Genomic DNA, 14129 nt, shown 5'->3' with positions numbered 1-14129 from the left:
GTTACCAATGAAACCGGCGTAATTTCAGGGCCATGCACTGACGGAAACCCCTTCGCATCGGGAAACTACGTATAGGATGTTTATAAACCCGTTAGAGCCGCAATCGGCATGGTTGCTCCAACGGGAACAGCAACGGTGCCGCTCCCGATCGTCCTTTGGGGGAGCACATGTCCAAGACCACCATCGCGCTCGAAGCCGCTGTCGCCGACGTCATCGCCAACCGCCCGGCCGCCGGTGCGACCCCGACGATGCGCCAGCGCATCCTCGCCGACCGCGCGTTCGCCGCAGTGCTCAAGATCATCGCGCCGCGCATCCGCCACTTCATCCGCCAATATGGGCTGACCGCGCATTGGGACGATGCCGAGCAGTGCTGCGCGATCGGCGTCCACCGCGCGATCGAGGCGTATGATCCGGAGCGCGCGCAGTTCACGACCTTCGTCAACTGGCAGCTCCGCGGCGAATTGCAGAGCCTGCGGTTCCGCCTCATGACCGACCAGCGCCAGTCCGCGCGCCGGGTCGAGGCGACCACCGTCTCGCTCCACGCTTCCACGCTCGGCCCCGATGGCGAGTCGACCTCGCTCGAGGCGATGATCGAGGACGAAGCCGCGCTCGACCGGACCGAGGCCTTGGTCGACGGCATGATGGCGGACGACCTGCGCACCGCGCTGCTCGACGCCTATGTCGCGCACCTGCGGCAGGTCGGGGTCGACCAGCTCAAACGCAAGGCGCGCGGCGTCCGCTCGGTCCATGTCGACGAACCCGCGCTCCCGCGTTTCCGCGCAAAGCCGTCGACCCCCGATCCGGCGGAACTCGCGGAACTGGAAGCGCGGATCGCGACGCAGCGCGCAATGGTCGAGCGCCGCCTGCGCGACGATACGCCGGGGACCGAGGATAGCGAGACCTGCCCGATCGAACGCGAGCGCATGCGCCAGGTCGCCAAGCGCGCCGCGCGGGTCGTCGCTGAGATCGCGACCAGCGATCCGCGTTTCGCGGGCTTCGCCGACCGGCGCAAGCCGCAGCCACGGCGTCGCAAGACTGATCACGGCGCGGCCGAGACGTCGATCCTTCCCGATGCGCGCGCGCCCCACAACGCACTGGCCCGCGTCATCGTGCTCGATCCCGCCGCGGTCGATGCGATCGAGTCGCGCGAAACGATCGGTGCACCGCTGGAACCGCTGCGCGGCGCAAAGCCGTCGCACGGCTTCGTCGCACTCAGCAGCGAACGGCTGCAGTGATGGCGATCGCAATGCCCCCTAGGCGAGCCGTTCGCGGTCGCAACGATCCGGGCCCGTCGGTGTGCGAGACGGTGCCGAGCCGCGACACGCTGCTCGATACCGTTGCGGCGAATTTCTCCCAGACGATCCAGGCGCTGATCGAAGGTTCCGAGCCGGCGCATGGCCCGCTGCTGATCGCCGCCGCGCACGATCTCGCCGAAGGCGGCGTCCGGCTGCGCTGCTGGGACACAGGCCTTCGCGCAAGCGACCTGCCGCTCGACCCGAACCGCCGCCGCGATCGCGAGATCGCACGGACCGCGGCGATGCTGCTCGATCTGTTGCGCGCGCGCTGGCCCGCCGCCGCGCGCCCGAGGCGGATCGGCATTCTCGGCGACGGCACGGGCGTGGCGCTCGCCCCCGAGGATCCCTGGCCGTTGGCGGAAGGCTGGATCGACCGCCGGCTCGCCCATCCGCGCGGGCTGGTCGCGCTCAAGCGCTTTTCGCCCGACGGGGGCCTCGCCATGCTGCGCTTGCCCCGCCAGGCGCGCTGTTCCGCCCATTGACCCCGCGAATCGTAGATTTACCGGTCTTGACCCGCCGCCTATGGTCGCGATGGGGTATGCGCGACGACGTGGCATAAGAGCGAGGTGGTTCAGGTTGGCGGACGCAGAAACTACCTCTGGCGCGCGGCGTGACTCGCCCGTCGATCCGTTTCGCGCAATCGTCTTCCCCAATCGCGTGCGCGAGTGGCGACAGCGCGCGGGGTTTGCCCGGCTGCTGCCCTTTTCGGGGCGGATCGCGGACATCCCCTACATTCGCCTGTCCAAGATCGAGCGTGGCGAAGTCGTGCCGAGAGCGCATGAGTTGCGCCGGATCGCGGGGGTATTGGGAATCCGGCCGGAGGATCTGCTGCTCGATCTGGAGGCACCGCATTTCTCGATCGAGCGCTGGGCGACACCGTTCAACGACCGGCGCGCGCCCGATCATTCGGAAGAAGCCTTCGCGCAGGAACTGGCCGCCGCGATCCGTTTGCGCCGGCAGGGCGACCGGTCGCTGACGATCGCCGCGATCGAACGCCGCTTCGGCATCGCGCCGGTCACGCTCTCGCGGATCGAGAATGCCCAGCGGCCCTTCGCCCGCTGGAACCCGACGACCCAGGAAGCGATCTTCGCGTTGCTCGAAGTTCGCGATGAACCCGCGTTGCGCGCCGCGCTCTCGCTGCTGGCGAACGACGGTGCCCTCGCGCCGATGATCGCCGCGATGCAAAATCCGACCGCGCGGCGCGAGCGAATGCGGGAACGGCTGGTGGCGTTGCGGGCCGAACTCACCGGCCCGCACGGCAGCGTTCCGGAGCCGGGTACCCTGGGTGGCGCTGGCCTGCGCCGGCTCGCGGTGTTCGGTGCGGCGGTCGGCGAGGGGCGGGTCGCGCGGACCCCGACCGCGATCACGATCGCCGACAGCAGCGGGGCGGGCGCACGCGCGTTCGCCTTGCGGGTCTGCCGCGCGACGCTTGGCGGCGGATTGCCCGGCAATGCCATCGTCATCGTCGATCCTGACCGCTATCCCGTGGCCGGCGGGCTCGCGGTCGTTCGGGAACGCGACGCGGAGGCGGATGGCCCCAAGATATCGGAGGCGACGTCCGTCGAAAGCTATCGGATCGTCGCTGTAACGGTCGATCGCGATGGCCGCCTGTGCGGCTATAGCACGACCCCGGCAATCGAAATCCCGCTCGACACGCGACCGGCGGAAGATCTCGGTGCGATCGTCGCCGCGTATTTCGTCTAGCGGTCGCATCTCCACGCCTGAGTCGTTCGCCGCGATGTATTGCGTTTCGTAACCAGTCGTCGCTTACTGTAGCCGCCGAACGAACGACCTTTAGGCCGGGCAGGAGCATAGTGCCGAACCGCGTTGCCGCAGACACCGCCCGCCGGTTGAGCCTGCTTGCCAGTCTGCTCGTCTGTGCGGCCAGCACGGCTACGGTCTTGCTGGGGTGGTCGCTTCGCTTCCCCGTGCTGCTGGATTACGGCCAGCACGGATTGGTCGCGGAGCCAGCCGAGGTCGTCGCGCTGCTGCTCGTCGCGATCGGCCTTACCGCCGCCCGCCGCCCGACGACGGCCTGGCTGGTCGCGGTGTTGCTCTTCGTTCCCGCGCTGGTCGCAGCAGGCACGCTCTTGCGGCAGCCCGCCGCCCTTCTGTCCGGCACGCCTGCGGGGGGGATGGCCGCGATTCTCGGGCTGCTGGTGATGAGTACCGCGATGCTGCGGTTGCGCCGGGTCGATCTGCTGCGGGTCGCCTCGCTCACCGCTGCCCTGGCGGAGAGCTTCGCGATCCTGGCGCTGGCGGCGACGCTGCACGCGGCGGGTGCGGGGGCGGCACCGGCGGGCATCGCCATCGCGTTGCCGACCGCGCTCCCGGCGACGGTGCTGGCCGGGGCGATCCTGATCGAGGCGTGCGGCGCGGCGCTCGATACGCTGGCGTCGCCGGATGCGGCGGGGTGGCGCAACCTGCATCTCGTGCTGCCCGCCATTCTGGTCACGCCCGCGCTGATCGTGGTGCTGCAGGGTCTGGTGTTCCCCGCGTTGTCCGACCCGACCCAGTTGATGTCGGTCGTCCCGCTCGACACGTTGATTCTGGGCGCGGTCGTGTGGTGGCTGATCACCGGCCTCGTCGCCGAACGGATGGCCACCCGCGCCATGGCGCGCGCGCTCGACAATGGCCCGATCGCGATGATCGATCCCGCCGGGACGATCGTCCACTGGTCACGCGGGTGCGAGGACCTGTACGGCTGGAGCGCCGCGGTGGCGATCGGGCAGAACAAGTATGCGCTGCTCCAGTCGCGCACGCGCGACGGTGCTGTCATGCGGCAACCCGCCGCCGGCGACCTGCACGGCGGGGTCGAGCTGATCGAGCAACACCGCGACGGCCGCGAATTGCGCGTGCTCGAACTTGCGCGCAGCGGTGACACCGCAAGCACGCTGACCGTCCTGTCGTTGAGCGACATCACCGCGCGCGCCGCCGCCGAACGCGCGCTGGAGCATAGCGAGGCGCGGCTGCTGCTGGCGACGCAGGCGCATGCGATCGGCGTGTTCGAATGGGATACGCGCAGCAATGCGATCCACTGGATCGGCAATACCGAACTGTTGCCGGGCATCCCGCCCGGGACGATCACCGACTATGACAGTTGGGCGGCGGACGTCTTCCCAGAGGACCGCAAGACGATCGAGACACGCCTCGCGGCGGCGGTCTGGGCGCGGGCGGACCGTTTCTCGTTCGGTTATCGGATCCGCGGCCAGGGCGGGGATGTCCGGTCGATCGAGGGGTCGGCGCGGTGCTTCTACGACGAGGACGGCCAGCTCGATCGCACGATCGGGGTCAATATCGACGTGACCGAGCGAGTCGCGAACGAGACCCAGCTTGCCGCGCGCGAGGCGCAGTTGCGCTCGGTGCTGGAGACGGTGCCCGATGCGATGATCGTGATCGACGAGGCCGGTGCGATCCTCACGTTCAGCCCCGCCGCCGAACAGCTGTTCGGTTATGCCGCGCGGGAGGCGGTGGGCATGAACGTGTCGATGCTGATGCCGCGCGAGCATGGCGCGCGCCACGACGGCTATCTCCGCCGCTATCGCGAAACCGGGACCACGCGCGTCATCGACCGCACCCGCATCCTGACCGCGCGCCGGGCCGACGGCCACGAACTGCCGATCGAACTGCGGATCGGCGAGGCGCGCTATGGCGGGGTGCGGGTGTTCACCGGGTTCGTCCGCGACATTTCCGAACGGCTCGAGAATGAGGAGCGGCTCGCCTCGTTGCGCAGCGAGCTGACGCATGTCGGGCGGCTCAACGCGATGGGGGAACTCGCCGCCGGGCTCGCGCACGAGATAAACCAGCCGCTCACCGCGATCGCCAATTATCTCGCCGCCGCGCGGCGCGGGCTGGGCGACCACGCCGATGGTCCGCTGCGCGACCATATCGTCGCGGCGGGCGAGCAATCGCTGCGCGCGGGCGAGATCATCCGGCGGATGCGCGACTTCGCGTCGCGGCATGAAACCGACACGCGGGTCGAACCGGTCGAGGCCGCGATCCGCGCGGCGAGCGCGCTGGTGCTGGTCGGCTACGAGCGGCTCGACGTGACCATCTGCTACGATCTCGCGCCCGACGCCGACTATATGCTGGCGGATCGCATCCAGGTGCAGCAGGTGCTCGTCAACCTGCTCCGCAACAGCCTCGACGCGCTGTATACGATGCCCAAGGAGCAGCGCCGCATCGGCGTCGCGACCCGGACGCTGGACCCGGACTGGATCGAGATCCGCGTGTCCGACACGGGGCCGGGAATCGCCGAGCAGATCCTGTCGCAACTGTACATGCCGTTCACCTCGACCAAGGGCGAAGCGGGGATGGGGATCGGCCTGTCGATCTGTCGACGGATCGTCGAGGCGCATGGCGGGCGGCTGGTTGCCGAAAATCTTGCAGGGGGTGGTGCCGAATTCCGGTTCACCGTGCCCCGTATCGTCATCGAAACGGGGAACGAACAGCCATGATGCGCAGCGTATACATAGTCGACGACGATGATCCGGTACGGCTTTCACTGCAGACCTTGTTGCAGCATCTGCCGGGGTTGATCGTGCGAGGATTTCCGTCGGGCGACGCGTTTCTTGCCGCGATCGACCCGGTGGATCGCGGCGTCGTGCTGCTCGACTTCCACATGCCCGGCGCGACCGGGCTCGACGTGCTGCGGACGCTTCGGGCAAAGTCGGAGTGCTTCGCCACCGTGATGCTGACCGGGCGCGGCGACGTCGCCATCGCGGTGCAGGCGATGAAGGCGGGCGCGTTCGATTTCCTCGAAAAACCGTATGATCCCGATCGGCTGATCGACGTGGTCGAGGCCGCCTTCAGCCGGTTCGAACAGGACAGCGCGCGCAGCGCACAGGTCGAAAGCGCGCGCGCGCGGATCGCGAGCCTGTCGCCGCGCGAGCGCGAGGTGCTGCTCGGGCTGATCGAGGGGCGCGCCAACAAGGTGATCGCGCACGATCTCGACCTGTCACCGCGCACGGTCGAGATCTACCGCGCGAACATGATGGAGAAGCTCGCGGTCGGCAGCCTGTCCGAGGCGTTGCGGCTGGCGTTCGCGGCGGGGCTGGTCGAACCCGCCTGAGCGCGCTCAGGCGGCGAGCTGTTCGGCGGCGAGCCCGTCGAGGATCGTGCGGTTGACGGCGATCAGCGTGTCGATCGTGTCGCGCCCGGCGACGACGTGGCTGGTGTGCCGGTCGACCCATAGCCCGAGCGAGATGATCCCCGCGCGCACCGTATCGGGCAAGGCGTTGCCGGGCGCGCCGCACGCGGCGGCGAAGGTGCCCCACATCTCGCGGTTGCGATGCAGCACCGGCATCAGCTGCACGCCGCGCAGCCCGGCATCACGCGCGGCGATCATCTCGCCGATGATCTGCCCGATCAGGCGACGCTCGGTCGCGCGCGGGGTTTCGACGATCGTCCGCGCGCGGCGATAGGCCTCGACCGACATGTACGCTCCTGCAGAAGGGGTTGGCCCCTTATTCTAGCCGCCCGGCGCGACGTCCGGTCGCGCCCGTGCGGTCGCCTGCGAAAACATCGCGCCCGCAACCGCCAGTGCCGGGCGCGGTCTATAATCTGCCAGACCGCAGTTCGGCGGGTCTGACGGGGGAATGCACCGCACATGCTCAACGGCGTCGGTCTTGTGATCATTCTGGCCTGCGTCTTCGGGAGCTTCCTGATGAGCGGGGGCAAGATGGAGATCATCCTTGAGGCGTTGCCGCACGAACTGATGGCGATCGCGGGGGCCGCGATCGGCGCGTTCATCGTCTCCAACCCGTTCGGCGTGGTGAAGAAGGCGGGCGCGGGGCTGCTCCGCGCGTTCAAGGGCAGCCGGTGGAAGGACCAGGATTACAAGGACCTGCTGACGCTGCTGTTCGGGTTGCTCACCACCTTCAAGAAGGGTGGCGCGACCGCGATCGAACCGCACCTCGACACGCCTGCGGAAAGCACGCTGTTCAACCGCTTCCCGCGGCTGCTCAAGGACCATCACCTGATCGATTTCATCTGCGATTACCTGCGGATGATGACGGTCAACTTCGAGGACCCGCACCAGCTTGCCGAAGCGATGGAAAACGACATCGAGGCGCATCACCATCACGAACTCGGGCCGCAGCACGCGCTGCAGGCGATGGCGGACGGCTTGCCCGCGATCGGCATCGTCGCCGCGGTGCTCGGCGTGATCAAGACGATGGGGTCGATCGACCAGCCGGTCGAGGTGCTCGGCGCGATGATCGGCGGCGCGCTCGTCGGGACGTTCCTCGGCGTGTTGCTTGCCTACTGCCTGGTCGGCCCGCTCGCCTCCAATCTGCTCCAGATCATCGAGGCGGACGGCAAGCCGTTCGTCATCGCCAAGACCGCCATCGTCGCGCACGCCCAGGGCATGCCGACCCAGGTCGCGATCGAGATCGCGCGCCGCGCCACCCCGTCGGAACATGCCCCGACGTTCCAGCAACTCGAGACCGCACTCGACGAGGCCAAAAATGACCTTAACGCCCAACCAGCCTGATCCCGGTATCGCAGTGGACACGATCCATCTGCCCGCGCACGGCACGACCGTCACCGCCGAGGACCTCAAGGTCCGGCTCGTCCTCGCCGCCGATTTCGGCGAGCGCGTGCGGGTCGATGCGAGCGGCGTCGAAAGCGTCGGCCAGGCGGTGCTCCAGCTGCTGATCGCGGCGAGCAACGACGCGCAGGCGGCCGGCCGGCCGTTCGCGATCGTCAACCCCAGCCCATCCTTCACCGCGCGTGTCGCCGCGCTTGGCCTCAATCACACCCTGGCGATCCCCGCCGCGGAGGACGTTGAACCGTGAGCAAACTGATTCTGACCGTCGATGATTCCGCCAGCATGCGGATGCTGCTGAAAACCTCGCTGACCGCGCAGGGCTTCAGCATCGAAACCGCCAATGACGGGGTCCATGGGCTCGAGCGGATGCACGAGGTGCAACCCGACCTGCTCATCACCGACATCAACATGCCCGAGATGGACGGCTTCGAGCTGATCGAGGCGGTGCGCGCGCTGCCGCAGTTCCGCGGCACGCCGATCCTCGTGCTGTCGACCGAATTCTCGGACGAGAAAAAGGCGCGCGCGCGCTCGGCGGGTGCGACCGGCTGGATCACCAAGCCGTTCGAGGCGGCCAAACTGGGAGCGGCGATCCGCCGGGTGTGCCCATGAGCGACGAACTCGACGAAATCCAGGCGATCTTCTTCGAGGAATGCACCGAAGGGTTGCTTGCGGCCGAACAGGGGCTTGCGGCGATGCAAGGCGGCGACACCGCCCCCAAGACGATCGCCAGCGTGTTCCGCGCGGTACATTCGATCAAGGGCGGCGCGGGCGCGTTCGGCCATGCCGCGCTGACCGCATTCGCGCATCGCTTCGAAAATGTCCTCGAGGAGATCCGCGCCGGGCGGATCGCCCCGTCGCAGGGCGTGATCGCGGTGATGCTCGGCGCGTTCGACACATTGTCGGATCACGTCGGTGCCGCGCAAGGAACGATCGGGCTGCCCGACGACGCGGCGTCGCTGGCAGCGCTCGAGGCGATCCTCGCCAACCAAGGCGCGGGACCCGTGCCGGTCGCGGCGCCCCAGCCTGTCCCGGGTCCTGCCCCCCAACCCGAACCCGAACCCGCACCCGCGCCGACGCTCGAGATCGATCCGTTCGGGTTCGAACCCGTCGCCGTCGCGATCGAGGACTTTTCGGATGGCCCGCCCGATGCCCTTCCCGAAGCCGCCGCCCCCGAAGCCCCGCCCGAAGCCGAAGCGCCCGGGGAGCCCGAATGGACGATCGTCTTCGCCCCCTCGCGCGACGCGATGGCGAATGGCGCCGAGCCCGTGTTCGTCATCCGCGAGCTCGAGGAGCTCGGCGGGCGGGTTTGCGACGTCGACACCAAGATGCTCCCGCCGCTGCGCGACCTCGATCCCGAGCAATCCTACCTGCGCTGGACGCTCAAGCTCCCGGGCTATGTAACCGAGGACCAGATCGGCGATTGTTTCGATTTCGTCGCGCCCGACTCCGGGGTCGACATCACGCGCGATGCGGGCAACAGGCCGGTCGCACCGCACGCGGTGACCGACCCCGTCGGCGAAACCGCCGCGCCGCTGCGCGAGCCCGGCGCGATCCACGACCTGCTCCACCGCGTCGAAGTCGCCTCGCCCGCGATCGTCGCTGCGGCGGCGGCCGGTGCGGCGTTCGCCCCGCCGTCGGGCGCGCCCGCGCCCGACACGCGCGCCGCCGACGCCGGATCGCAGACGATTCGGGTCGATCTGCATAAGCTCGACATGCTGCTCAACCTGGTCGGCGAACTCGTCATCCGCGGGTCGATCCTGTCGGACCGGCTTTCGCCCGCCGACCAGCAGCGCGTCGAACTCCCCGAACAGGCGCGCCTCACCCGCGAGATCCAGGACACGGTGATGTCGCTGCGCGCGCAGCCGATCCGCCAGGCGTTCAACCGCGTCCCGCGCATGCTCCGCGACCTTACCGCCGAGACCGGCAAGCAGGTGGTGCTCGAGACGCAGGGCGAGACGACCGAGGTCGACAAGGGCGTGATCGAGAAGATCGGCGATCCGCTGACCCACCTGATCCGGAACGCGGTCGACCACGGGATCGAACTGCCCGACGATCGGCTTCGCGCGGGCAAGCCCGCGCAGGGGACGATCCGGCTCTCCGCCGCGCAGAAGGGCGCGCGGATCGTGGTGACGGTGGCGGACGACGGCCGCGGGATCGACCGCGCGCGGGTTCGCGCCAAGGCGATCGAAAAGGGGATGATCGCGCCCGACACCGTGCTGTCGGACGAGGAGATCGACCAGCTCATCTGCGCGCCCGGCTTCTCCACCGCCAACACCGTCTCGAACATCTCGGGGCGCGGCGTCGGGATGGACGTGGTTCGCTCGAACGTCGAGGCGCTCGGCGGGCAGGTCGACATCAGCTCGGTCCCCGGGCGCGGCACCACCTTCACGCTGGTCCTGCCGCTGACACTCGCGATCCTCGACGGGATGGTGGTGCGGCTTGCGGGGCAGCGCTTCGTGCTCCCGCTCGCGCATGTCGTCGAGGCGATCCGCCCCGAACGGGGGCAGATCCGCGCGACCACGCCGGGGAGCGAGGTGATCGAGGTGCGCGGGACGTATCTCCCGGTGCGTCGGCTCGCGCAGACCTTCGGCCTGCCCGAGGCCAACCCGCTGCCGCCCGAAGATTCGCTCGTCATCATCGTCGAGAGCGAGACCGCGGGGAACGTCGGGCTGATGGTCGATACGATCGACGATCGCCGCGAGGTTGTGATCAAGAGCCTCGAGCAGAATCTCCACCCGATCCGCGGGCTCGGCGGTGCGACCATCCTCGGTGACGGCTCGATCGCGCTCATTCTGGACGTCGAGGCGCTGGTCGCGCCCGTCACCGCTCTTTCCCGAACCCTGGCACGAGGACTTGCCGCATGACCACGACCGAAAACGCCGGCGAACTGAAGATGGTGACGTTCGCGCTCGGCCAGCAGACCTTTGGCATCGACATGCGGTCGCTGATCGAAATCCGCGAATGGGCCGCCCCAACGCCGCTGCCGAGCGTGCCGGGCTATATCCTAGGCGTCACCAATCTGCGCGGGACGGTCGTGCCGATCGTCGGGCTGGCGGAGCGGCTCGGGTGGACCCCGAGCGAGATCCACAGCCGCTCGTGCGTGCTCGTCGTCAACATCGCGGGCAAGCAGGCGGGGTTCCTGGTCGACGAGGTCAACGACATCGTCGGGATCCAGGAGGATTCGATCCAGCCCGCGCCGGACGTCGAGATTCAGGATACCAACGTCATCGCGGGGCTGGTCCAGATCACCACGCGCGGCAAGGATGGTGCCGACGCCGCGGCGGCGATGGTGCTGCTGCTCGATCTCGACGCGCTGACCGTGACCAGCACCGCCACTGCCGGACTCGCCGCCGGCGCGGGGCCGGTCGCGACGACGTCCCCCGTCGCGGGTGCGGCGCTGGACATCGCCGCATGAGCACGCTCGGCCTCGCCCCGCCGCCGTCCGACCTGCTCGCGACCGATGCGATGCCGGTGCTGGGCGATGCCGAGTTCGCCGCGCTCGCGCGGATCATGCAGAGTGATGCGCGGATCCATCTGCCCCCGGCCAAGAAGACGCTCGTGCATTCGCGGCTGTCGCGGCGCGTGCGCGACAACGGGCTCGACAGTTTCCGCGCCTATGTCGCGCTGGTCGAGCGCAATGCCGAGGAACGGCGGCTGATGGTGACCGCGCTCACCACCAATCACACCCATTTCTTCCGCGAAAACCATCATTTCGAGCATTTCCGCGCAACCGTGCTGCCGCGCCTGCAGGCGCGCCCGGCGGATCGACCGATCCGCATCTGGTCGGCGGGCTGCTCGACCGGGGAGGAAGTCTATTCGATCGCAATGACGCTGCTCGGGCCGACGCTGGCGGAGTCGCGCTGGACGCAAGGGCGCGACATCAGGCTGCTCGCGACCGACCTGTCGCAACCCGTGGTCGAGACGACGCGGCGCGGCTGTTACGGCGCATCCGCGGTCGAGCCGATCCCGGAGCCGTATCGCAAGGCGTGGATGGTCAAGGACGAGGCGGGCTACCGGGTCGGCGATGCGCTCCGCAAGCTGGTGACCGCGCGCGTGCTCAACCTGTTCGAGCCGTGGCCGCTGACTCACCAATATGATGCGATCTTCTGCCGCAACGTGATGATCTACTTCGACGATCCCGCCAAGGCGGAGCTCGAGGCACGACTCGTCGACCAGCTCGCGCCGGATGGCTTTCTCTATATCGGCCATTCCGAACGGCTGATCGGCACGGCGGCCGAGCGGATGCGAGCGTGCGGGCAGACGATCTACCGGCCGCGGGACGCCGCCTGATGAAGCCGACGCGCGTCCTGGTCGTCGACGACAGCGCCGCGATGCGCATGGCATTGTCGCGGATCCTCGCCTCCGACCCGCAGATCGAGGTCGTCGGCGCCGCGCCCGAGCCGCACGCCGCGCGTGAGATGATCCGCGCGCTCAACCCCGATGTCGTCACGCTCGACGTCGAAATGCCCGGGATGGACGGGCTGGCGTTCCTCGAACGGATCATGCGGCTGCGGCCGATGCCGGTGGTGATGGTCTCCTCGCTGACCGCGGCGGGGGCGGAGACGACGGTCGATGCGTTGCGCCTCGGCGCGGTCGACTGCGTCGCCAAGCCGAGCGGTGGCCCGGCGGGGTGGCAACAGGATGCCGCGCTGCTGTGCCAGACGGTGCGCGACGCCGCGAGCTCGCGCGCGCGGCGGACGCATGTCCAGCGCCGCGCGCCGGGCGTGGCGGTGCGCGCGGGGTTCCGGCCACGCGTCGTCGCGATCGCCGCGTCGACCGGCGGGGTCGAGGCGCTGTTCCACATCCTGCCGCAATTCCCCGCCGATTGCCCGCCGACATTGGTCGTCCAGCACATGCCCGCCGCCTTCACCGCGAGCTTCGCCCGGCGGCTCGACCGGGATTGCGCGGTGCGCGTGTGCGAAGCGCGCGATGGCGCGCCGCTTCGCCCCGGAACCGTCTATATTGCTCCTGGGGGTACCCACCACATGATCCTCGACGGCGGGATCGCCGGCACGGTCCGGCTGGTCGCGCAGGACAAGGTCAACGGGCATCGTCCGTCGGCGGACCTGCTGTTCCGGTCGGTCGCGCCGCTGGGCGAGAAGGCGGTCGGCGTGATCCTGACGGGGATGGGCGACGATGGCGCGCGCGGGCTGCTCGCGATGCGCGCGGCGGGGGCGTGTACCTTCGCCCAGACGCGCGGGTGCTGCGTGGTCTGGGGAATGCCACGAGTTGCGCTGGAAATCGGCGCGGTCGATCAGGAAGTCAGTCTGTCGCACATGGCCGGCACGATTCTCGCCGCCTGCCGCGATGGACAGCATAGGGAGCCATAAATGCCTGCCGCGTCAGCAATCAAGGTCATGGTGGTCGATGACCAGGCAAGCATGCGCGCGATGATTCGCCGTGCGCTCCAGGATTTCGGCTTCAAGGACATTCGCGACAAGGGCGCGGCGTCCGAGGCGTTCGCCGCGATCAAGACGGATCGCGACCACCTCGTCATCTCGGACTATAACATGCCCGACATGGACGGGATCGACCTGTTGCGCGCGATCCGCACCGACGACGTGATCGGCAAGACCGTCTTCATCATGCTGACCGGATCGTCCGATCGCGAGATCGTCCAGCAGGCGGCGGCACTCGGGGTCAACAACTACCTCGTCAAGCCGTTCGCCCCCGCCGCGCTCAAGGAGAAGATCGAGCGCGTGTTCGGGGCGCTGACATGAGCATGGCGCCCGTGCGCCGCATCCCGATCATCCAGGGCGAACATGTGGTCGTGGGAGAAGCGGGCACGGTGATCTCGACCGTGCTCGGGTCGTGCATCGCGGTCTGCCTGCACGATGCGGAGGCGCGGCTCGGGGGCATGAACCACTTCCTGCTCGGCGAGCCGCAGCAGGACCAGCAGCTGAGCGCGATCGACCTGCAGCGGTACGGAGTCCATGCGATGGAACTGTTGATCAACGCGACGATGAAGGCGGGCGGGGATCGCAACCGGCTGCGCGCGAACCTGTACGGCGGCGCCAACATCATCGCCGGGCTCGGCGGGATCGGCTCCGCCAATGCCGCCTTCGCCAAGCGCTTCCTCGCGACCGAGGGGATCACGATCGGCCAGATCGACACCGGCGGCACGCTCGCGCGCAAGCTCGAATTCAGGCCCTACGACGGCAAGATCCGCTGCAACACGGTGGCCGACCGCCCGCTCCCGCCCCCCGTCGCACCCCGCATCCCCGCGGGGGGTGGCGAAATCGAACTCTTCTGATGGTAAGGCCGATGACCCGCTCCGTCGCTTG

At 68.8% G+C, this 14129-nt stretch carries 15 protein-coding genes; 14 read left to right on the top strand and 1 reads right to left on the bottom strand.

All coding sequences use genetic code 11. From position 1 onward, the window contains the following. The first annotated feature begins 167 nt into the window (after nt 1-167). The 5 genes from RH91_RS03270 to RH91_RS03250 all read left to right on the top strand — a co-directional run bounded on the left by RH91_RS03270 (nt 168) and on the right by RH91_RS03250 (nt 6366). Nucleotides 168-1235, top strand: coding sequence for an RNA polymerase subunit sigma-70 (locus RH91_RS03270; RefSeq protein WP_010161102.1), 1068 nt, complete (start codon nt 168-170; stop codon nt 1233-1235). An 11-nt stretch (nt 1236-1246) separates the two neighbouring features. Then, on the top strand, nt 1247-1777 hold the full coding sequence (locus RH91_RS03265; RefSeq protein ID WP_157136836.1) for a hypothetical protein: 531 nt from the start codon (nt 1247-1249) through the stop codon (nt 1775-1777). Nucleotides 1778-1871: 94 nt separating this feature from the next. Next, nucleotides 1872-2999 carry a helix-turn-helix domain-containing protein gene (locus RH91_RS03260; protein WP_010161100.1) on the top strand — a complete coding sequence of 376 codons (1128 nt, stop codon included), beginning with the start codon at nt 1872-1874 and terminating at the stop codon, nt 2997-2999. A gap of 815 nt (nt 3000-3814) precedes the next feature. Beyond that, a complete protein-coding gene (locus RH91_RS21205) occupies nt 3815-5752 on the top strand; it encodes a PAS domain S-box protein (protein WP_442852551.1) in 1938 nt (645 codons plus the stop codon). After that, nucleotides 5749-6366: a response regulator transcription factor gene (locus RH91_RS03250; RefSeq protein WP_010161098.1), complete on the top strand. Its 618-nt coding sequence runs from the start codon at nt 5749-5751 to the stop codon at nt 6364-6366. Before RH91_RS21205 ends, RH91_RS03250 begins: the two co-directional genes overlap by 4 nt. 6 nt (nt 6367-6372) lie before the next feature. Here the strand turns inward: RH91_RS03250 and RH91_RS03245 are convergent, their stop codons facing one another. Next, complete coding sequence (locus RH91_RS03245; RefSeq protein ID WP_010161097.1) at nt 6373-6732, bottom strand: flagellar biosynthesis regulator FlaF; 360 nt, start codon at nt 6730-6732, stop codon at nt 6373-6375. 171 nt (nt 6733-6903) lie between these two features. Between RH91_RS03245 and motA the strand changes: the two genes are divergently transcribed. From motA to RH91_RS03200, 9 genes are read left to right on the top strand one after another with little or no spacing between them, the layout of a single operon-like run. After that, complete coding sequence (gene motA / locus RH91_RS03240) at nt 6904-7788, top strand: flagellar motor stator protein MotA (protein WP_010161095.1); 885 nt, start codon at nt 6904-6906, stop codon at nt 7786-7788. Beyond that, complete coding sequence (locus RH91_RS03235; RefSeq protein ID WP_051116666.1) at nt 7763-8092, top strand: STAS domain-containing protein; 330 nt, start codon at nt 7763-7765, stop codon at nt 8090-8092. Before motA ends, RH91_RS03235 begins: the two co-directional genes overlap by 26 nt. Beyond that, the gene (locus RH91_RS03230; RefSeq protein ID WP_010161093.1) at nt 8089-8454 is read left to right on the top strand and encodes a response regulator; all 366 of its coding nucleotides are present in this window, start codon (nt 8089-8091) and stop codon (nt 8452-8454) included. Before RH91_RS03235 ends, RH91_RS03230 begins: the two co-directional genes overlap by 4 nt. Further along, on the top strand, nt 8451-10709 hold the full coding sequence (locus tag RH91_RS03225; protein WP_010161092.1) for a chemotaxis protein CheA: 2259 nt from the start codon (nt 8451-8453) through the stop codon (nt 10707-10709). The genes RH91_RS03230 and RH91_RS03225 overlap by 4 nt, the downstream gene beginning before the upstream one ends. Then, nucleotides 10706-11260 (top strand): chemotaxis protein CheW, encoded by a 555-nt coding sequence (locus RH91_RS03220; protein ID WP_010161091.1) that lies wholly within the window; start codon nt 10706-10708, stop codon nt 11258-11260. The genes RH91_RS03225 and RH91_RS03220 overlap by 4 nt, the downstream gene beginning before the upstream one ends. Next, on the top strand, nt 11257-12135 hold the full coding sequence (locus tag RH91_RS03215; RefSeq protein ID WP_010161090.1) for a CheR family methyltransferase: 879 nt from the start codon (nt 11257-11259) through the stop codon (nt 12133-12135). Before RH91_RS03220 ends, RH91_RS03215 begins: the two co-directional genes overlap by 4 nt. After that, a complete protein-coding gene (locus tag RH91_RS03210) occupies nt 12135-13175 on the top strand; it encodes a protein-glutamate methylesterase/protein-glutamine glutaminase (RefSeq protein ID WP_010161089.1) in 1041 nt (346 codons plus the stop codon). Before RH91_RS03215 ends, RH91_RS03210 begins: the two co-directional genes overlap by 1 nt. Continuing rightward, entirely contained in the window at nt 13176-13565 is a 390-nt protein-coding gene (locus RH91_RS03205) for a response regulator (protein WP_010161088.1), read from the top strand. It begins immediately after the preceding gene. Next, complete coding sequence (locus RH91_RS03200) at nt 13562-14098, top strand: chemotaxis protein CheD (protein ID WP_010161087.1); 537 nt, start codon at nt 13562-13564, stop codon at nt 14096-14098. The genes RH91_RS03205 and RH91_RS03200 overlap by 4 nt, the downstream gene beginning before the upstream one ends. Nucleotides 14099-14129: the final 31 nt, after the last annotated feature.

The organism is Sphingomonas sp. PAMC 26617 (assembly GCF_000242835.1).
GTDB lineage: Bacteria > Pseudomonadota > Alphaproteobacteria > Sphingomonadales > Sphingomonadaceae > Sphingomonas.
This window is presented reverse-complemented; position numbering and strand designations above follow the sequence as displayed.